We start from the raw sequence: 18,292 nt of genomic DNA on the forward strand, positions 1-18,292 counted from the left end.
CACTTTCGTAGGGGGCCGGACCCGCCGGGAGGGTGATGCTCCGCGGCTGTTCGGCGCCCTACGCTGGGCTGATGTCGGATCCGGTGCGCAGGCTGGACAAGGTCCTGCTCGGTGCCGTGGTGCTCGCGGGCGGTTTCCTCCCGCGCGGGAACCGCGGGCCGTCGGGGTACGTCGAGCGCGCGCTGGCCCCGGACTGGTTGCCGTGGTACGTGCGCGCCGCGCTTTGCGTGGTGGCGCTGCTGGCGGTGATCGTGACGCTGCCCCGTCGCCAGTGGTTGTTCTTCGGCGTGGCGCTGCTCGCCTTCTTCACGGTTCTTTCCTGGCCCGCGGTGTGCGTCGCCTCGTACTTCGCCGCGCTCGTCCACCGGCCCGCCGTGCTGGCCGGGTACGTCTCGGCGGCCGGTGTCGCGCTCGCGGTGGCGTTACCGGGGAACGGCCAGGACTTCGGCGCCGCGCTGGCGGGCTGGGCGGGCGAAGGCGGCTTGTTCGTGGTGCTGCCGGTGGCGTTGGGCAGGTGGACGCGGTTCCGCCGCGAAGTGATCGCCGGGCATGTCGACCGCGCCGAGCGGTTGCGGCGCGAGCAGGAGTCCAAAGCGGCCGAAGCGCGCGCGGCCGAACGCGCCGGTATCGCCCGCGACATGCACGACGTGGTGGCACACCGGGTTTCGCTGATGGTGCTGCACGCGGGTGCGATCGAGGTGAACGCGGCGGACGAGCGCATCTCCGCCGAAGCGGCGTTGATCCGCACCACCGGACGGGAAGCGCTGGCGCAGTTGCGGCAGGTGCTCGGCATCCTCACCACCAGCACCGAAAGCACCGAGCAGGCCACACTGTCCGGTGTGGAGGGTCTGGTGTCGCGATCGGAGGCGGCGGGTTTGCCGGTCATGCTTAAGACGGAGGGTGTTCCGCGTGAGCTGCCGCCCGCGGTGGAGCACGCCGCGTACCGCCTGGTCCAAGAAGGACTGACGAACGTCCACAAGCACGCCGGGCTTGCCACGACGGAGGTGGGCGTCCGGTACTTGCCCTCGGCGCTGGACGTGTCCGTGCGCAACGCGGCGCCACCGTCCCTGGTCGCCGAACTGCCCGGCAGCGGCCTCGGCCTGATCGGGGTCGCCGAACGCATCGAGACGCTCGGCGGGGATCTGTCGTCCGGCCCGCGCCTGGACGGTGGTTTCGCGTTGTCCGCGCGGATTCCGGCGCCGGAAGCGGAGGAAACGTGATCAGGGTGTTGATCGTCGACGACGAGGCGCTCGTCCGCGCGGGTCTCCGCATGATCCTGGAGCCCGCCGACGGCATCGAGGTCGCGGGCGAAGCCACCGACGGCGACGAACTCGCCGACGCCGTCCGGGAACTTCGCCCCGACGTGGTGCTCCTGGACGTGCGCATGCCCCGCGTCGACGGCCTGACCGCCCTCGAAGAGATCGCGTCGTGGCCGGATGCGCCGAGGTACGTCATGCTCACCACTTTCGACCTCGACCAGTACGTGCACCGCGCGCTCCGCCTTGGCGCGGCCGGTTTTCTGCTCAAGGACACACCTCCGCGCGACCTGGCCGCCGCTATTCGCACCGTCGCCGACGGCGGCGCGATGCTCGCCCCCACGGTCACGACGAGGTTGATCGCGGCCTTCACCGGACGCGACCCCGCCAAGGAACGCACCGCCCGCGACCGCCTCGCCACCCTCACCGACCGCGAACGTGCCGTCGTGGTGAAGGTCGGGGATGGACTGTCCAATGCGGACATTGCTCATGAGCTTCAGGTGAGCGAGGCGACGGTGAAGGCGCACGTCAGCAGGTCGATGACGAAGCTGGACCTCGCCAACCGGGTGCAGCTCGCCATCCTCGTGCAGGAAGCGGAGTTCCGGTCAGAGGAAGCTTGAGAATCAAACGTCCAGCAAGCGTAGGTTGGGCCCGAAAGCTCGGGTCGCTGCTGATGTCAGCAGTCTCCCGGCCTATGATCCCAAGTGGACGTGCTCGCATGCGGAACCGAGCTTGCAGGTCAGATGAAGCCGGTGGGGTCGTCGGTGTAGGTGCGACCGTCGGGTGCGATGACCGTAGTGTTCCCGTTCGCGTCGGTGTGGAATTCCCACCCGGGTTCGTCGCGGAGTCCGTGGTGCACCCGGCAGAACGGGCGGATGTTGACCTTGTCGGTCCCGCCGCCCTCGCTCCAAGGTTGGGCGTGGTCGAGGTCGCTGTACTGGGCGGGTCTGTGGCAGCCGATCATGCAGCAGGTGCGGTGCAGAACTTGGATGTATTTGCGCATCTTTTTCGATGGCCGGTAGCTCTTGCGGCCCATGTCGATCGGTAGCCCGGTCATCGGTTCCGACACGATCCGGTTCCAGATGGAGTTGGTGTCGAAGGCGATCTCGCGGGCCATCTCGGGTGAGATTTCCCCGCATCCGGCGAGTTCGCCCGGGTTGTTCCGCAGGCCCATCAAGGTGGGGAGGTCGATGTAGACATAGATCTGCGCCTTCGGTTTACCACCGCACTCCCCGCCCAGGCATCGCTCCACCAACGCATCGACCCTGAGCTGGTCCATGGTGCGCTTGTCACCTTGGCGCTTCTTCTCCAACGCGTCCCGATCACAGGCGGCGTAGATGGCTTGGGCACGGTCGGAGGGTAGTTCGGCGAACAGGGTCGAGGATCCGTGATCCCCGTGCCGGATTTCGAGCATGCGAGCGGCGGTCTTGGCCCGCCGCCGCGCCTCGTATCCTTTCGGATCAACCCGCATCAGGAGCGTGTTGACCATCCTGCGCAGTGAGGCGGAGTTCTTGTTCTCGAACTTCACCTGCGCATCGACTTCCCGCGCGACCTCCTGGGAAGCGCACGCGGTGGCCTCGAACACCTTCGCCGCCATGCCCTCATCGATGAGCCCGTTCTCCAGTGCTTCGAGGGTGCGGGGTAGGTATGAGGTCAACGCGTCAGCGAGCGCCGCCTTCCGTTCCGCCCCGGCCTGGGTGCAGTTGCACGACAACGCCACCCAGGCAAGCACCGATCTTCGCGACCACTCCTGATTCATGCACGCGATTTGCCGCAGCAACATGGCATCCCCATACCGAGACCACCTCTTCCAATGCTCCGCAGAATCAGCAATAACCCGATCCACAGGAATCTCTAATACGTCCACAAAACAATTCTACCGCTCAACCCATCACCCGATCGGGTACAGAAATGATCACAACCTGCCACAATGCGCCCACAACGACACCGCAGGTCAAAAAACGAACGGGACCGTCAATGCGTCGGGGACGCTACCCCAAGGCGACCAAAGGTTTTCGTTCCGTTGGCAACTGCCGCTGGTGACCAACGACGGAACCCGCACCGAGGAGCGGCAGTTGCCAACGGCGCGCCGCAGGCGTGCCTGAAACTCTCACCGTGCCCACCAAAAACAGAAACTTACCGAAACACGGAAACATGACGCTCTACCCACTCAGCAAACGACCGAGGAGCCCGCCCAAGAACCCGCTCAACATCCGGACTGACCCGCAACTCAGCCTCAGTAGCAGAACCGAGAATGTCCAAAGTAGCCCCAGCGAGTTCCAGAGGCATACTCAACGCCATACCCTCGGCAGCCTCCTCACGGGTCAACTCGTGAAACTCCACAGAAGACCCCAATGCAGAAGCAATGGCCGAAGCCTGCTGCCGCGGCGTGATCACCTCGGGCCCAGTCAACTCGTACACGCCACCAGCATGAGTGGAATCCAGAAGACAAGCCGCCGCGACCTCGGCAATATCCAATGGATCGACGATCGGCACCCCCACGTCACCAAAGGGCGCGGCAACAACACGTCGCGTACGAACGGATGAAGCCCACCACAAGGCGTTGGACGCGAACCCGCCCGGCCGCAGGATGGTCCACTCCAGACCGGACTCCCGCAGCGCGTCTTCCACCGCGCGCACCGCGATCCGGGTCGGGTCCTGTGGTCTGGTCGCCACACCCTGCGAGGAGAGCAGGACGATCCGGCGAACTCCGCTGGCCGCGGCTCGCGCGATGATGTCAGCTCCGACGGTGTGCAGATCGCCGGACAGCAGCAGGAACAACGCTTTCGCCCCGGCCAACGCGGGTTCGAGACTGGCGGGCTCGGCCAGGTCGGCCACGACGTGGCGAGAAACGTCCGGTGCCGGATGCCGCGACACCGCCGTCACCTGTTCGCCCGCCGAAGTCAGCGCCCGCACCAACGGCACGCCGATGTTCCCGGTGGCCCCGGTCACCACGATCATGATCAGCTCCCAACCTCGATGTCCACTGTGGTCACGACGCTAGGAGTCGCGCTAACTTCTGGTAAGTACATACCTTGAGGTAAGCTCATGACATGGTGGAAGGCGTGCAGCGCAGGTGGGCCGAGTCAGGCCAGCGGTATGAGGTGTTTCACACCGACTGCCCGGCGCGCGACGTGGTGGATCACGTGACCAGCCGGTGGGGGATCTGGGTGCTGATCTCCTTGCAGAGCGGCGATCTTCGGTTCTTCGAGCTGCGCGAGAGCATCCGGGGCATCAGCGAAAAGATGCTCGCGCAGACCCTGCGCGCGCTGGCGCAGGACGGCCTGATCTGGCGGAAGGTCGAGCCGACCACGCCACCTCAGGTCACGTACGGGCTGACCGAGTTCGGCCGCGATCTCGGCGAGCCGCTGGGGGAACTGTTCGACCGGATCACCCAGCGGTTGTCGGCGAGGTAGGACGGAACAGCTGAGCCTGCGTCTCCGAATCCTCGAACCCCAAGGACCTGTACAGCCGGATCGCGGCATCGTCGGGATCGGCGACCATGACCAGCGTACGAACCCCGAGCCGGGAGAACGCGTAACGGGAAGCCTCGTAGACAAGCGTCCCCGCGAGTCCCTGCCGCCAGTACCCCGGCAGCGTGTTGACGCTCTGGAACCGCGCGATCCCGGACCCGTCGGTGAAGATCCCGAGCCCTGCCACCGGCAGGCCGTCGAGGAAGGCCCCGAACCAACCCCCGTGCCCCTCCTCCTGCAGCCGCCGCAGAGCAGCCATCTTGGGCCGCACGAACGCGCGGTACGCGGCAGGCTCGTGGTCGACGTTGCACGCCTCGCGCATCTCGGTCATCGGTGCCCAGTCTTCGGGCGTCAGCATGCGGAACGTCGCGGATTCGTTGGGATGCAACGGAAGATGCACCGAAGACGCCGTCATGACCGTGCTCAGATCCGGGATCAGCCCGGCGGCCGCGACTTCGTCCGGCGAACCGAACTCACCCGCGGTGCCGTCCACGCCGAGCAGCAGGTGCGACGCGTCCGGAAACTCGCGCGAGAACTCCGCGACCCACGAGGACACCGCCCCCGGAGCGGGTGGCGCGATCAGCAGGAGGAAGTTTCCGCTGTGGTAGCTGGGATTTTCCGGCGTTCGCACGACGACGTGCCCATCGTGCGAGGTGATTTCGCTGCCCTGCAACGCGAGCAGCATGAGATCGGTCCGAAAGCCCAGCGAGTCCACAGTCCCCAAGCTACGTGCCGAACCGGCACAGGCCAACCCGAATTCGACTACGCGGCGGCCGTCGCGCGGGCCGGGCCCGTAGCGTTCGGAGCGAGAGCCGGGAGTGCCACGCACAGCGCCACGCCGCCACCGATCATCAACGCCGTGACACCCGTGCCGACGCAGAAGCTCCCGATGGCGAACACCGCGGCGGGCCACACCGGGACCCGGCGGTGCACCGCGAGGAACGCGATCAGCAGTGTCGCCGCGACGAACAGCAGCGCGGGCACCAACCCGTAGAAGAACCCGAAACCGGGGATGTCGTGAATGGACTTCGAGATCGCCGACATGCCCGCGCGATCCGGCGCGCGGAATCCCACGACGAGGTCGATCACCATCTGCCCGAGCATCGCGATCAACCCGATCCCGCCGACGGCCGAAACGGTTTCGACCCCAGCCCGGTCGAGCGGGCCGGCGGCCGCCTTGCGCGCCCGCGACCACAACGACACCAGCACGACACCGAAACCGAGGTAGCCCAGCACGTACAGCACGTGCGCGACCGTCCACAGTGGAAGCGCGAGACCCCAGCCGAGATCGTCGTTGCCCTTCCAGCCGAACTTCATCGCGAGCACACCCGCCAGCAGCAGCGCGGGCGCGGCCAGGAAACTTCGTCGCACCATCATCTTCCCCGTCCTCCCAGCCGGTGACGGGTATCACTGTCGCAGGCGGGAGCGCGCCGCACATCGGGGAAGCCCCGTGATCCACCCCCTAGGGGTGCGCGCACTCGTTCCCGATCCACCGGCAGATCACGTCGACGACGTAGGCCTGCTCGTCGTTCGTGAGCTCGTGGCCCTTCGGGATGTCGTGGCAGCGCTGCAGGCACGAGCGGCAGCAGGTGCCGGTCGCGTGCTGCGCGATGAAGACGGGGTGCCCGCGGTAGGGCGTCTGCTTGCCGTCGCGGTACGGCGACGCGGGTGCGAGCCGTTTGAAGATCAGGTCGCGAGCGTGCACCCGCATGGTGGCCATGCCGCGTTCCTCGACCGAAGCGCGTTCGTGCGCGCGCAGGTGGAACTTCGCGCGGAACGGGGTGCGGGCGATCCGCGCGAGCCGCTGGTCCAGCTCGTCGGGCATGGTGCCGACGGTACCCGAACTGCGATTCGTGTCCGATCGGGCAAGGAGCCACCGCTCGCGCTGCGCGTAACCACGGAGCGCTGGTAGCAAGGGAATACGGATCGAGAAAAGGACTCCCATGAAACGGTTGACGGTTCTGCTGCCCCTGCTGGCGCTCGCTGCGGTACTCCCGGCGCCCGCGGCCTCCGCGGTGATCGGCGGTTCGGTCGCCACTCACGGGCCGTGGGCCGTGCGGATGCTGGTCGACGGTAAACCCGAATGCACGGGAACCGCGATCAGTCGTGAATGGATCATCAGCGCGTCGCACTGCTTCTTCGAAACCGCCCAAGAAATCGCGGACGAACGAATCGAATTCCACGTCGGCAGCCTCGATCAGCGGACGGGGAAAGTGGTTCACCCGGTGCAGGGCAGCCGGAAGGGCAGCGACGTCGCGGACATGATGCTGATCAAGGTTCCGCCGATGGACGTCACGCCGGCGAAGCTGCTCGCCTCGGAGCCGGTGCGCGCCGGGCAGAACGTCCGGCAGCTCGGCTGGGGCGCCACCTGTACCGGTGACGAGAACACCTGCCAGTCCGACGTGCTCAAGCAGTCCGAACTGAGGATCCTCCCCGAAAACGACCCTCGGTGCGAGGGGATCGTCGAGCCCGGCGGCACGGATTTCTGCGCGGAGAGCGTTTCCGGGGTACCCGCGGGCGGTGACTCCGGCGGGCCGATCATGGCCACCGGTGCCGGGAACGAGGACACCCTGGTCGGTGTCTTCGCCAACTCCGATCGCGAGCGCATCGCGGGCGGCGGCGACGTGTTCTCGTAGCTGGCCTGGATCCGGCAGGTCACCGGGGTCTGAGCGGACGTTCGGACAGAAGCGACAGCCAAAAGTACCTTCGCGGCCGTTCCGGCAGGGAATTTCTGCCAACATCCACAGTGGCAGAAGCCTTTCCGGCCGACGAACCAAGGGGATTTTCGGTGAATCGCAAGTTTGTGGCCACTCTCGGCATCGCGCTCCCGCTCGCCGGTGCCGCGCTGCTCGCACCCGCTTCGGCGGTCGCCAGCACCGGTGGCGAGGTCACCGCGCAGGGGACCTGGGTCTACGTGCAGTCGTTCGCGTACAACAACGACAACGACAAGCCGTTCGTGAAACTGGGCTGCGAATCGGTGGCACGGGCCAAGAACGAGCAGGAGAACAAGGACCGCCCGTACGACTGCCGCGACATCCCGGCGATCCACAGCTTCGAACTGTGGCGCGAATACTGAGCAGTCTGATGTGGACGGTGGGCACCGGCTGGTAGGAGCCGGTGCTCACCGCCGTGTTCACTCCTTGCCGATGGTCGCCGCGTCGATGACGAAGCGGTACCGGACATCGCTGTTCTCGACCCGCTCGTAGGCGGTGTTGACCTGCTCCGCGTCGATGACCTCGATCTCGGCGCCGATGCCGTGCTCGGCGCAGAAGTCCAGCATCTCCTGCGTCTCCGGGATGCCGCCGATCATCGAGCCCGCGAGCACCTTGTTCCCGCCGAGCAGCGAGAAGGCGTTGTAGGACAACGAGTTCGCCGGTGCGCCGACGTTCACCATGGCGCCGCCGACCCGCAGCAGCGAGAGATAGGCGTCGATGGGCAGTTCGGCGGAAACCGTGTTCAGGATGATGTCGAACGTGCCGCGGAGCGTCTTGAAGGTCGACTCGTCACCCGTCGCGTAGTAGTGCTGCGCGCCGAGTTTGAGGCCGTCTTCCTGCTTCTTCAGGCTCTGGCTCAGCACGGTGACCTCCGCGCCCATCGCGGCCGCGATCTTCACCGCCATGTGGCCGAGCCCGCCGAGGCCGACCACGGCGACCTTCTTGCCGGGACCGGCTTTCCACTGGTGCAGCGGGGAGTAGGTGGTGATGCCCGCGCACAGCAGGGGCGCGGCCACGTCGAGCTCGATCCCTTCGGGGATGCGGCAGACGAACGACTCCTTCACCACGATCTGGCGGCTGTACCCGCCGTAGGTGTTCTCGCCGTCGAAGCCGACGCCGTTGTAGGTCTGGATGTTGCCCTTGACGCAGAACTGCTCGCTACCGGCGACGCAGTACTCGCACTCGCCGCACGAGTCGACCATGCAGCCGACGCCGACGCGGTCGCCCACCTGGTACTTCGTCACCGCGGAGCCGACCGCGGACACCACGCCCGCGATCTCGTGACCGGGGACCATCGGGAAGATGGCCTTGCCCCACTCCTGCTTCGCCTGGTGGATGTCACTGTGGCAGATGCCCGCGAAGCTGATGTCGATCCGCACGTCCTCACCGCGGAGCTCACGGCGTTCGATCGTGGTCGGTTCGAGCGGCTGGCCCGGTCCCGGTGCGGCGATCGCGTGAGTCGTTGACATGAAACCCTCCATCGAGTCCCGGAAACCCGGGCGCAATACATGGTCGGACGTGAATACGTGATCGAGTGTAAGAAGGGTATAACATTGCGGCAAGCCGGAAGGATGTGAGCTGAGCCGATGGCACGCGGTTATCACCACGGCGACCTGCGCGCGACGCTCGTGGAGACGTCGCTCACCCTGATCGCCGAACAGGGCATCGGTGCGTTTTCGGTCGCCGAGATCGCCAGGCGAGCGGGGGTGAGCCAGGCGGCGCCGTACCGCCACTTCGCCGACCGGGACGCGCTGCTGGCGGCCGTCGCGATGGCGGTCGCGGATCAGCTCGCGGACCGGATCCGCGCGGCGGCCGCGGCGCGGGACGACCCGGTCGGCAAGCTCGCCGCCGCCTTCGGCGCCTACACCCGGTACATGATCGAACGCCGCGCCGGGCTGCACGTGATCTACGCCGATGGCCTGCTCGGCCCGAAGTACGCCGAACTGCACGGGCACACGCGAGCGCTGATGGACGAGCTGCTCACGCTCTCGTTCGCCGCGGCACCGGACGCGCAGTCGGGCCTGGCGCTGATGGAGCAGCTTCTCGCGCAGGCCCACGGCTACGCCACGTTCTACCTCGACGGCGTCCTCGAAACGCACGGGTACAGCAAGGATCTCGTCGTCGAGAAGTCCGAGGAAGCGGCCAGGGTGGTGATCCGGGGCAGAAATTCGGAGTAGGCTCTTAAGTGAGAGTCAACTTTCAGTTTCTGGAGGGGTCATGCACCGGTCCGATCGGCTCGCCGATCTGGTCGCCTACGCGCGGACGCGGTCACCCTGGTACCGGCGGCGGTACCGCGACCTGCCCGAGCGCGTCGACGATCCGGCGCTGCTCCCGGTGACCAGCAAGAAGATCCTCATGCCCGAGTTCGACGACTGGGTCACCGATCCGGCCGTGACCTGGGAGCGCGCGCAGCGGTTCGTCGCGGACCCCGAGCTGGCCGGGCAGCGCTTCGTCGGGCACTACACGCTCGTCACCACCTCCGGGACCACCGGCGCGCCCGGCATCTTCGTCGTGGACGAGCGGGCGCTGCGCGTGAACGTCGCGCTGGCGGGGAAGATGCGGGCGTCCTGGCTCGGTGTTGCGGGCGCCGCGAAGGTGCTGCGAGGCGGGCCCCGGATCGGGATGGTCGTCGCCACCGGTGGGCACTTCCTGGTGGCGGCGGGTTCGGAGCGGCTCTTCGCCAGCCCGCTGACGCGCGACCGCGTCCGCGCGTTCTCCGTGCACGCCCCGATCGCGGAACTCGTCGAGGACCTCAACCGCTTCCGGCCGTCGATCCTGATCGGCTACGCGAGCGTGCTGTCCCTGCTGGCCGACGCGCAGGAAGCGGGACAACTGGGGATCTCCCCAGTACTGGTGGAACCGGCGGGCGAAGGGCTCACCCCGGCCGAGACCACGCGCATGGCCGCGGCGTTCGGGGCGAAGGTCCGCAGCACTTACGGCGCCACCGAATGCCCATTCCTGACTAGGGGATGCGCCGAAGGTTGGTTCCACGTCAACGCTTCGTGGGCGATCCTCGAACCGGTCGACGAGGAGTACCGGCCCGTCCCGGCGGGCGAGCCCTCGCACACGGCGCTGATCAGCAACCTCGCCAACCGGGTGCAGCCGATCCTGCGCTACGACCTCGGCGACAGCGTGGTGCAGCGGCCCGATCCGTGTCCGTGCGGTGACGAAGCGCCCGCGTTCCGCGTCGAGGGCCGGTCCGCGAGCCTGCTGGCTTTTGCCGCGCCCGGCGGCGAAACCGTGCGCGTTTCCCCGCTGGCACTGAACACCGCCGTCGACCACGTGCCGGGCGTCGGGTTGTTCCAGGTGGTCCAGACCGCGCGGGCGGAGCTGTGGATCCGGCTCGCCGTCGTGTCCGGTTTCGACGGTGACGCGGTGTGGCACGACGTTCGCAAGAGCGTCGAAGAACTCCTTGCCGGGCAAGGACTCGACGCGGTCTCCGTGTCTCGCGACGACGAGCCGCCGCGGCAGAGCGCCGGGGGCAAGTACCTTTCGGTGATCCCGTTGGAGGTGGGCGGTGTCCCTTCGTGAGCGCAAGAAGATCCAGACCAAGGAGACGATCCGGCGGCACGCGCTGCGCCTGTTCACCGAGCGCGGCTACGCCGAGACGACCGTCGAGCAGGTCGCCGAGGCGGCGGAGGTGTCGCCGAGCACGGTGTTCCGGTACTTCGCGACGAAGGAACGCCTGATCGTTTCCGATGGCGCCGACCCGGCGGTGGCCGACGCCTTCCGCGCGCAGCCGCCGGAACTGAGCCCGGTCCAAGCCGTTCGCGCGGCGTTCCGCGCCGCGTTCGCCGGACTGTCCGAAGTGGAGCTGGCCGAGCGGCGGGACACCAGGCTGCTCGTGCTCACCGTGCCGGAGCTGTGGGCCGCGAGCCTGGACAACATCAAGGCCAACCAGGCGATGCTGGCTTCCTTGGTGGCCGAACGCACCGGGCGAGCCGAGGACGATCCCGCCGTCCTCAGCTTCGTCGGCGCCGTGTTCGGCATCATGCTGCAGGTGTGGCTCAGCTGGTCGGAACGGCCGGAACTACCCGATCTGTCCACACTGGACGAAGCGCTGGGCTACCTCGAACGCGGGCTGCCGCTGTGATCTCCGAGCTGCTCCTTCAGCCACGCCAGCACTTCGGGCGTCGCGGGATCGCTGTGCTCGGCGAACTCCGGGTGTTTCCGCAGGAAGGCGGCGACGAACGGGCACACGCCGACGATCCGCTTCCCCGCGTCGCGGGTGTCCGCGAGTGCCTGCGCGACCAGTTCCGTGCTCAGCCCGCGGCCGCCGAACGCGTCGCCGATCTCGGTGTGGTGGAACACCCGCTGCTCGCCGTGGTCGCGGTACGCGGTGAACCCGGCCAGTTCGCCGTCCACGGAGATCTCGTAGCGGTGTTCACCGGTGTTGTTGTCCACAGTGGACATAGTGCTCCTCACTTCGGGTTGCGCCGCGGCACGAGCCGGGTGTTCGGCAGCGCGGGCGCGGGAAGGCGCTGCGGGGTGCCCTCGAAGCCTTCGACCCGGCCGAACTGGTCGGACCCGGCCTGCCACGCTTCGCGGAACGCGGCGATTTCCTCGTGGTCGCGGCCTACGAAGTTCCACCACATCACGATCTCCTCGCCGAACGGCGGGCCGCCGAGAAGCAGCACCCGGGCGGGCTCGTCGCCGCGGTTCACCAGTTCGAGCGCGTCGCGGCCAGGGCCCGCGTAGCCGAGTTCCGCGGTGGCGAGATCGATGCCGTCCAGGGAAACCGCGCCGAGGTCGACCAGCACGCCGTGCTCGAACGACGGGTCGACGGCGAGCGAAAGCCGGGCGCCGGGGTCCAGGGCCAGCTCGGCGCCGAGCAGCGGTGTGAAGGTCTCGACGGGCGAGGTTTCCCCCGCTAGGGAGCCGAGGAACACGCGCGCCGACGCGTCGCCGAGGTCGCGTACCGGCGGTGCGTAGTGCCGGAACGCGCGCGGTGCGTGCCGGTGCTCGTCCGGCAGCGCGATCCAGAGCTGGACGCCGTGCAGGATCGTGGTGCCCGGCGTCGACACCTCCGAATGGCAGATGCCGTGCCCGCCGGTCATCAGGTTCAGCTCGCCCGGCCGCACCATCGCGTGCGTGCCGAGGCTGTCGCGGTGCTCGATTTCGCCGCTGAACAGCCAGCTCGCGGTCTGCAGGCCGGTGTGGGGGTGGGGCGCGACGTCCATCCCGCCCGTTTTCGCCACGTCGGCGGGGCCGTAGTGGTCGGCGAAGCACCAAGCGCCGATGAGCGAGCGCGCCCGTTGCGGAAGAGTGCGCCGCACGGTCATCGCGCGCGGGCCGCCGAGCGGCACCTCGCGCGGTTCGAGCACCGAGACCGCGTGTCCCGGCCGCTCACCGCAGACCAGCTCGTCGGGAGCCGTTTCGGTGTTGCTCAAGGCGTTCTCCCTTCCTCCTGGTGATCGTAACCGCCTTCGTCCGAAGAGGGGATTCGCTCGCGCGGGTGGTCAGATCTTTGTCAAAGCCTTGACCGGTGGTCGGGCCGTCGCGAATCGTCACCACCGGTGCGACCGGAATCCGGGAGGCGTTCATGGGGGTTCGCAAGAAGTCCGGCCTCGCGGCCGTGTTCGCGTCGGTGATACTAACCGGGGTGCTCCCCGTTTCGGCGGCGCAGGGAGAGGCGCCACTGGTGGCGGACCCCGCTTCGTACGTGGATCCGTTCATCGGGACCGGCACCGGCGGCAGCTCGGTCGGCGAGATCAACAACTTCCCCGGCGCCGCGGTGCCGTTCGGGATGATGCAGTTCTCGCCGGACACCAAGGGCGCCTACGCGGGCTACCAGTACCACAGCGACCAGATCCGCGGGTTCAGCCTCGACCACGCCTCGGTCGGCTGCAACGCATTCGGGGACGTCCCCATCTTGCCGGTCACCGGTGACCTCGGGGCCGCGCCGTGGGATCGGACGGAGCACTTCTCCCACGACGGCGAGCGGGCGGAACCCGGCTACTACGCGGTGACGCTCGCCGATTCGAAGGTGCGCGCGGAGCTGACCGCGACCACCCGCACCGGGCTCGCCACCTTCACCTTCCCCGCCGAGGGCGCGCGGCAGGTGCTGGTCAAGGGTGGCGCGAGCCTCGCGGGCAATTCGCGGGCGGATCTCGCGGTCACCGGTGACCGGGAAGTCACCGGCTCCGCGACCACCGGCAACTTCTGCGGCAAGCCCAACAAGTACACGGTCCACTACGCCATCACCTTCGACCAGCCGTTCACCGCGCACGGGACCTGGGACGGCAAGAAGGTCACCCCTGGATCCTCCACTGTGGACGCTCCGAAGGCGGGCGCGTACCTGACCTTCGGCGGAGACGTGGTGCGCGCCAAGGTCTCGATGTCCTATGTGGACGTATCGGGGGCGAAGGCGAACATGGTGGCGGAGGTACCCGGCTGGGACGCGAACGCGGTGCGCTCGGACACGCGGGCACGCTGGTCCGGCGCGCTGGGCAGGATCAGGGTCGCCGGGCGGGACACCGCGCAGCTCAAGACGTTCTACACCGCGCTCTACCACTCGTTGCAGCATCCCAACACGTTCAACGACGCCGACGGCCGGTACCTCGGCTTCGACGACAGGATCCGCACCCTGCCGCCCGGCCGCACCCAGTACGCGAACTTCTCCGACTGGGACACCTACCGCTCGCTCGCCCCGTTGCACGCCATGCTGTTCCCGCGCGAGGCAAGCGACATGGCGCAGTCGCTCACCAACGACGCCGTCCAGGGCGGCTGGTGGCCGAGGTGGCCGATGGCCAACGACTACACCGGGCAGATGACCGGCGACAACTCCGTGCCGCTCATCGCGAACCTGTACGCCTTCGGCGCGCGGGACTTCGATCTGCCGACCGCGTTGAAGTACCTGGTCAAGGGCGCGACCACGGTCGATCACACGCCCGGCGCCTACCAGGAGCGGCGCGGGGTCGAAAACTACGTCGCGCGCGGGTACGCGCCGAACAACAACGACGCACGGGGCGACCACGCCCGCGTCGGCGCGTCGATCACGCTGGAATGGGCGATCGACGACTTCGCCATCGCACAGCTCGCGAAGGCGGCGGGCGATCGCGGCACCGCGCGCGAGTTCGCCCGCCGCGGCCAGAACTGGCAGCACATCCTCAACACCTCGACCGGGTACCTGCAGCCGCGCGGGGAGAACGGCCGCTTCCCCGACGGGCCCGCCTACCAGCCCGCGCCGCCGGGCAAGTTCGGCCAGGACGGGTTCGACGAGGGCAACGCCGCGCAGTACACCTGGCTCGTGCCGCAGAACCCGGCCGGCCTGATCACCGCGATGGGCGGCAGGGCGGCGGCCACCGAGCGCCTCGACGAGTTCTTCACCAAGCTCAACGTCGGCCCGAACGAGCCGTACATGTGGGCGGGCAACGAGCCGGACTTCGGTGTGCCGTGGCTGTACAACCACCTCGGGCAGCCGTGGAAGACGCAGTCGGTCGTGCGGAAGATCGCGACGACGCTGTTCAACGCCACGCCGGACGGCGAACCGGGCAACGACGACCTCGGCGCCCAGTCCTCGTGGTACGTGTGGGCCGCGCTCGGGATCTACCCGTCGACACCGGGCACCGCCGACCTGACCGTGCACAGCCCGCTGTTCGAACGCGCCGTGCTGGACCTGCCCGGCCGCGATCTCGACATCCGCGCGCCGCGGGCCTCGGCGGAAACCCCGTACGTGCACGGACTCGCGCTGAACGGCCGCGACTGGGAGCGCACCTTCCTCCCGTCCGACGTCGTGCGCACGGGCGGGCGGCTCGACTTCTCCCTTGCCGCCACTCCTGACACGCGATGGGCGGCCGACGCGCCGCCGCCCTCCTACCGCGAAGGGGAGCGCCCGTTCCTCGCGTCGGCGACGCCGAACCAGGTCACCGTCGAGCCTGGCGGCTCCGGACAGTTCACTGTGGACGGTCAGCGGCTCGGCGGGGCGGATCCGGCGCTGTTCGTCACCACGGCTCCGCCGCCCGGCCTCGGCGTGCGCGGGCTGCCGGTGGTGCCGCTGGACGGGTGCACCGGTGCGGGGAGTGCGAAGTTCGAGGTCACCGCGGCGCCGACGGCCGCACCCGGGTACCACGAGATCCCGGTGACGGTGCGGGGCAGCGGCGATCCCGTGCGCGCTTCGGTGATCGTGCTGGTCGCGCCCAAGGGAAGCTTCCCCGCGGCGTACGGCAACGCGGGCGTTTCGGACGACACGGATGCGGGACAGGGCGATTTCGACGGCGACGGCAACAGCTACTCGCGCCAGGCGCTCGCCGCCGCCGGGCTGAAGGCGGGCGCCACGCTGCCCGTCTCGGGGACCTCGGTGACCTGGGCTGCCGTCCCGTCCGGCCGCAAGGACAACGTGGTCGCGAACGGGCAGGCCGTGACCGTCGCCGCGGGTAAGCGCCTGCTGTTCGTCGGCGCGGCGACCCACGGCGACCATCGCGGCGAGGCGACCGTCACGTTCACCGACGGGAGCACCGCGCGGGCCGATTTGTCCTTCGGTGACTGGGTTCTGCCCGGCGGAGACGGCTCGCCCGTGTTCGGCAACACCGTCGTCGCGCGAACGGACCACCGCAACCAGTTCGGCGGTCCCGGCGGCCCGGCGTACGTCTACGCGACCGCGCCGTTCGAAGTGCCCGAGGGGAAGCAGGTCGCGAAGGTGACGCTGCCGGTGAACAAGGACCTGCACGTCTTCGCCATCGGAACCGCCTGAGGTCAGTCGCTCGCCGCTTCCTCGCGATATCCGTGAACCTGGCTGGTGAGCGGCGGCAGGGAGACAGCGCCGTCGAGGATCTCCTGGCCGGTGGATCGGATTACCGCCGGTGACCATTCGTCGTGCACCAGCACCCCGTACCCGGCCAGCTTCGCCCTGCCCGCGGGCGAGATGTCGAGGACCGCGTCGTCACCGAACGCGTCGAAACCGGTGTTCCGGATCTCGATGCCGAGCAGATCCTCGGAACGTGGTTCCCGGCTGCCCTCGCGGCGACGCGCCTGAGGTTCATCGACGGTTCTAAGGCGCTTCTGCGCGGATTCTCAGGTTCAGGCCCGATCTTGGGAGCATGACCGAGAACTTGCCACCGCAGGACGAGCCGCAGCAGCCGCAGGCGCAGCCCGCGCAGGCGCACCCCGAGCAGGCGCACCAGCCGCAGGCTCAGCCGCCCGTCGAGCCCCAGCAACCGCAGCCGCAGCCGTCCCCTACGCAGACGTGGTGGCACCAGCAGGGCGCGGCCGCTCCGCCTTACGGCGCGCCCGAGCAGCAGCCCTACGGCGTGCCCGCTCCGGTCGCGACGCAGGCCAGGCCGAAGCGGAAGGTGTCGACGCCGATCGTGGTGACCGCCATCATCGCGGGCCTGATCGGCGGCGGCGTCGGGATCGGGGGCAGCGCGCTGCTCGCGAGCGGCGACAATCCGCCGGTGCTCTCCTCGCAGCCGCCATCGGCGAGCCAGGTCTCCTCACAGGCGGGCTCGGTGGCGTACGCGGCCGAGGTCGCGACGAAGTTCACGGTCGACATCAAGATCCCGACGCAGCAGGGCACGGTCACCGGCACCGGGATCATCCTGACCCCCGACGGGTACGTGCTGACCAACAACCACGTCGTCTCCAGCGCCGCGAAGGGCGGGAAGATCCAGGTCACCACGGCCGACGGGAAGAAGCTGAGCGCGACGGTCAAGGGCACCGCGCCGTCCTACGACCTCGCGGTCATCAAGCTCGACAACGCCAGCGGCCTCACCCCGGCCGTGCTCGGCCAGTCCAGCTCGCTGAAGGTGGGCCAGCCGGTCGCCGCGGTCGGCAGCCCGGAGCAGCTGTCCAACACGGTGACCGCCGGGATCATCAGCGCGCTGAGCCGGACGGTGAAGGCGGGCGGCGAGGACGGTGGCGGCGGCGTGGTCGTCTACAACGGACTCCAGACCGACGCCCCGATCAACCCCGGCAACTCGGGTGGCCCGCTGGTCAACATGGACGGCCAGGTCGTCGCGGTGAACTCCGCGGTCGAGCCGGGGCAGAGCTCCAACGGCGGGCTGCAGGCGTACGGACTCGGGTTCTCCATCCCGATCGACAAGGCGAAGCAGATCGCGAACGAGCTGATGCAGAACGGCAAGGCGACCAAGCCGGTGCTGGGCGTGAGCGGCAGCGTGCAGGCCCAGTCGGGTTCGGCCGACGGCGGCACCCAGCTCGCCGGGGTACAGGACGGCGGGCCCGCCGCACAGGCGGGGATCAAGCAGGGCGACACGATCCTCTCGATCGACAAGACGCCGATCAACTCCTACGCGGACCTGATGGCCGAGGTGCTCAAGCACACGCCGGGCCAGCAGGTGCCGGTGACGGTCAAGCACGCCGACGGCTCGCAGCAGGACGTCACGGTGACCCTCGGCAGCGCGACCGACACCGAGCAGACCACGGTGCCGCAGCAGCCGCAGGAGCAGCAGGGCAACCCGTTCGGCGGCATACCGGGGTTCGGGGGCCGCTGACCGGTTTCGGGGAGCAGGGGGATCGGCGCCGGTCGCATACCCGGCCGGCGCCGATCTGTGTTCTGTCGCACAATTGTTTGACGCGCCCAAAACTACGTCGGGAACGGGATTGACGACGTTGCGTCACTGGAAAGTTCAACTGCTACCCCGTCGTCGTCGGCGTGTATATAGTGAAAGAGATGCCTCGGTCGCCAACCGGTGAGCAACCAACCGACAGGAGTGTCGGCGGCTCGCTTGGCGGGTGAGGCACACGGTCTGGGGAGCCGGATATCTCGGATGCGGTGGGCGCAGTTCGTGGCGACGAACTGCGGTGTCGTCGTGCCCGGGATTTGGTGGCCGCGGGGAAACCCGTGGCGGGGGAGGGCTTCACCATGGGGGCCAGTGGATCGTATGGCACCTTT

The 18,292-nt window shown here is 68.5% G+C and carries 19 protein-coding genes; 11 read left to right on the forward strand and 8 right to left on the reverse strand.

Going from position 1 to position 18,292, the window contains the following annotated elements:
• The first annotated feature begins 71 nt into the window (after positions 1 to 71).
• Together HUW46_RS26505 and HUW46_RS26510 are read left to right on the forward strand one after the other, a co-directional pair.
• Entirely contained in the window at positions 72 to 1,220 is a 1,149-nt protein-coding gene (locus HUW46_RS26505; RefSeq protein ID WP_215541515.1) for a sensor histidine kinase, read from the forward strand.
• Complete coding sequence (locus tag HUW46_RS26510) at positions 1,217 to 1,876, forward strand: response regulator (RefSeq protein WP_215541516.1); 660 nt, start codon at positions 1,217 to 1,219, stop codon at positions 1,874 to 1,876. The genes HUW46_RS26505 and HUW46_RS26510 overlap by 4 nt, the downstream gene beginning before the upstream one ends.
• 119 nt (positions 1,877 to 1,995) lie before the next feature.
• Here the strand turns inward: HUW46_RS26510 and HUW46_RS26515 are convergent, their stop codons facing one another.
• On the reverse strand, positions 1,996 to 3,123 hold the full coding sequence (locus HUW46_RS26515; RefSeq protein ID WP_215541517.1) for an HNH endonuclease signature motif containing protein: 1,128 nt from the start codon (positions 3,121 to 3,123) through the stop codon (positions 1,996 to 1,998).
• Positions 3,124 to 3,392: 269 nt separating this feature from the next.
• Positions 3,393 to 4,217, reverse strand: a complete 825-nt coding sequence (locus HUW46_RS26520) for an SDR family oxidoreductase (protein WP_215541518.1) — start codon at positions 4,215 to 4,217, stop codon at positions 3,393 to 3,395.
• A 92-nt stretch (positions 4,218 to 4,309) separates the two neighbouring features.
• Here HUW46_RS26520 and HUW46_RS26525 point away from each other — a divergent pair, with 92 nt between their 5' ends.
• Complete coding sequence (locus HUW46_RS26525; protein WP_215541519.1) at positions 4,310 to 4,672, forward strand: winged helix-turn-helix transcriptional regulator; 363 nt, start codon at positions 4,310 to 4,312, stop codon at positions 4,670 to 4,672.
• Here the strand turns inward: HUW46_RS26525 and HUW46_RS26530 are convergent.
• From HUW46_RS26530 to HUW46_RS26540, 3 genes are all read right to left on the reverse strand, one after another.
• Positions 4,647 to 5,444, reverse strand: coding sequence for a GNAT family N-acetyltransferase (locus HUW46_RS26530; RefSeq protein WP_215541520.1), 798 nt, complete (start codon positions 5,442 to 5,444; stop codon positions 4,647 to 4,649). The two genes, HUW46_RS26525 and HUW46_RS26530, sit on opposite strands and share 26 nt — an antisense overlap.
• 47 nt (positions 5,445 to 5,491) lie before the next feature.
• Positions 5,492 to 6,106, reverse strand: coding sequence for a hypothetical protein (locus HUW46_RS26535; protein WP_215541521.1), 615 nt, complete (start codon positions 6,104 to 6,106; stop codon positions 5,492 to 5,494).
• An 85-nt stretch (positions 6,107 to 6,191) separates the two neighbouring features.
• On the reverse strand, positions 6,192 to 6,554 hold the full coding sequence (locus tag HUW46_RS26540) for a DUF4186 domain-containing protein (RefSeq protein WP_215541522.1): 363 nt from the start codon (positions 6,552 to 6,554) through the stop codon (positions 6,192 to 6,194).
• A gap of 118 nt (positions 6,555 to 6,672) precedes the next feature.
• On the opposite strand from HUW46_RS26540, the gene HUW46_RS26545 reads away from it, so the two are divergent.
• Both HUW46_RS26545 and HUW46_RS26550 read left to right on the forward strand, forming a co-directional pair.
• Positions 6,673 to 7,365 carry a S1 family peptidase gene (locus tag HUW46_RS26545; RefSeq protein WP_215541523.1) on the forward strand — a complete coding sequence of 231 codons (693 nt, stop codon included), beginning with the start codon at positions 6,673 to 6,675 and terminating at the stop codon, positions 7,363 to 7,365.
• A gap of 152 nt (positions 7,366 to 7,517) precedes the next feature.
• Positions 7,518 to 7,805 carry a hypothetical protein gene (locus HUW46_RS26550; RefSeq protein ID WP_215541524.1) on the forward strand — a complete coding sequence of 96 codons (288 nt, stop codon included), beginning with the start codon at positions 7,518 to 7,520 and terminating at the stop codon, positions 7,803 to 7,805.
• 57 nt (positions 7,806 to 7,862) lie between these two features.
• On the opposite strand, the gene HUW46_RS26555 is transcribed toward HUW46_RS26550, so the two are convergent.
• On the reverse strand, positions 7,863 to 8,912 hold the full coding sequence (locus HUW46_RS26555) for an NAD(P)-dependent alcohol dehydrogenase (RefSeq protein WP_215541525.1): 1,050 nt from the start codon (positions 8,910 to 8,912) through the stop codon (positions 7,863 to 7,865).
• A gap of 117 nt (positions 8,913 to 9,029) precedes the next feature.
• On the opposite strand from HUW46_RS26555, the gene HUW46_RS26560 reads away from it, so the two are divergent.
• The 3 genes from HUW46_RS26560 to HUW46_RS26570 are packed head-to-tail and all read left to right on the forward strand — an operon-like array spanning position 9,030 to position 11,536.
• Complete coding sequence (locus tag HUW46_RS26560; RefSeq protein ID WP_215541526.1) at positions 9,030 to 9,620, forward strand: TetR/AcrR family transcriptional regulator; 591 nt, start codon at positions 9,030 to 9,032, stop codon at positions 9,618 to 9,620.
• A 40-nt stretch (positions 9,621 to 9,660) separates the two neighbouring features.
• Positions 9,661 to 10,974: a phenylacetate--CoA ligase family protein gene (locus HUW46_RS26565; RefSeq protein ID WP_215541527.1), complete on the forward strand. Its 1,314-nt coding sequence runs from the start codon at positions 9,661 to 9,663 to the stop codon at positions 10,972 to 10,974.
• A complete protein-coding gene (locus HUW46_RS26570) occupies positions 10,961 to 11,536 on the forward strand; it encodes a TetR/AcrR family transcriptional regulator (protein ID WP_215541528.1) in 576 nt (191 codons plus the stop codon). Before HUW46_RS26565 ends, HUW46_RS26570 begins: the two co-directional genes overlap by 14 nt.
• Here the strand turns inward: HUW46_RS26570 and HUW46_RS26575 are convergent.
• Both HUW46_RS26575 and HUW46_RS26580 read right to left on the reverse strand, forming a co-directional pair.
• Positions 11,509 to 11,856 (reverse strand): GNAT family N-acetyltransferase, encoded by a 348-nt coding sequence (locus HUW46_RS26575; protein WP_215541529.1) that lies wholly within the window; start codon positions 11,854 to 11,856, stop codon positions 11,509 to 11,511. The two genes, HUW46_RS26570 and HUW46_RS26575, sit on opposite strands and share 28 nt — an antisense overlap.
• 8 nt (positions 11,857 to 11,864) lie before the next feature.
• Positions 11,865 to 12,833, reverse strand: coding sequence for a pirin family protein (locus tag HUW46_RS26580; RefSeq protein ID WP_215541530.1), 969 nt, complete (start codon positions 12,831 to 12,833; stop codon positions 11,865 to 11,867).
• Positions 12,834 to 12,985: 152 nt separating this feature from the next.
• On the opposite strand from HUW46_RS26580, the gene HUW46_RS26585 reads away from it, so the two are divergent.
• The 3 genes from HUW46_RS26585 (at position 12,986) to HUW46_RS26595 (ending at position 17,891) form a co-directional block, all read left to right on the forward strand.
• A complete protein-coding gene (locus HUW46_RS26585) occupies positions 12,986 to 16,135 on the forward strand; it encodes a GH92 family glycosyl hydrolase (RefSeq protein WP_215541531.1) in 3,150 nt (1,049 codons plus the stop codon).
• Between the two features lie 90 nt (positions 16,136 to 16,225).
• Positions 16,226 to 16,417, forward strand: coding sequence for a hypothetical protein (locus tag HUW46_RS26590; protein ID WP_215541532.1), 192 nt, complete (start codon positions 16,226 to 16,228; stop codon positions 16,415 to 16,417).
• A 64-nt stretch (positions 16,418 to 16,481) separates the two neighbouring features.
• Positions 16,482 to 17,891, forward strand: coding sequence for a S1C family serine protease (locus tag HUW46_RS26595; protein ID WP_215541533.1), 1,410 nt, complete (start codon positions 16,482 to 16,484; stop codon positions 17,889 to 17,891).
• Positions 17,892 to 18,292: the final 401 nt, after the last annotated feature.

Origin of the sequence: Amycolatopsis sp. CA-230715, from assembly GCF_018736145.1 — a bacterium.
Lineage (GTDB): Bacteria > Actinomycetota > Actinomycetes > Mycobacteriales > Pseudonocardiaceae > Amycolatopsis.

Excerpts from the sequence above, each read along its gene's own strand:
- HUW46_RS26505 (WP_215541515.1), top strand. The coding sequence starts at position 72 with ATGTCGGATCCGGTGCGCAGGCTGGACAAGGTCCTGCTCGGTGCCGTG.
- HUW46_RS26520 (WP_215541518.1), bottom strand. The coding sequence starts at position 4,217 with ATGATCGTGGTGACCGGGGCCACCGGGAACATCGGCGTGCCGTTGGTG.
- HUW46_RS26525 (WP_215541519.1), top strand. The coding sequence starts at position 4,310 with ATGGTGGAAGGCGTGCAGCGCAGGTGGGCCGAGTCAGGCCAGCGGTAT.
- HUW46_RS26535 (WP_215541521.1), bottom strand. The coding sequence starts at position 6,106 with ATGATGGTGCGACGAAGTTTCCTGGCCGCGCCCGCGCTGCTGCTGGCG.
- HUW46_RS26540 (WP_215541522.1), bottom strand. The coding sequence starts at position 6,554 with ATGCCCGACGAGCTGGACCAGCGGCTCGCGCGGATCGCCCGCACCCCG.
- HUW46_RS26545 (WP_215541523.1), top strand. The coding sequence starts at position 6,673 with ATGAAACGGTTGACGGTTCTGCTGCCCCTGCTGGCGCTCGCTGCGGTA.
- HUW46_RS26555 (WP_215541525.1), bottom strand. The coding sequence starts at position 8,912 with ATGTCAACGACTCACGCGATCGCCGCACCGGGACCGGGCCAGCCGCTC.
- HUW46_RS26560 (WP_215541526.1), top strand. The coding sequence starts at position 9,030 with ATGGCACGCGGTTATCACCACGGCGACCTGCGCGCGACGCTCGTGGAG.
- HUW46_RS26565 (WP_215541527.1), top strand. The coding sequence starts at position 9,661 with ATGCACCGGTCCGATCGGCTCGCCGATCTGGTCGCCTACGCGCGGACG.
- HUW46_RS26575 (WP_215541529.1), bottom strand. The coding sequence starts at position 11,856 with ATGTCCACTGTGGACAACAACACCGGTGAACACCGCTACGAGATCTCC.
- HUW46_RS26585 (WP_215541531.1), top strand. The coding sequence starts at position 12,986 with ATGGGGGTTCGCAAGAAGTCCGGCCTCGCGGCCGTGTTCGCGTCGGTG.
- HUW46_RS26595 (WP_215541533.1), top strand. The coding sequence starts at position 16,482 with ATGACCGAGAACTTGCCACCGCAGGACGAGCCGCAGCAGCCGCAGGCG.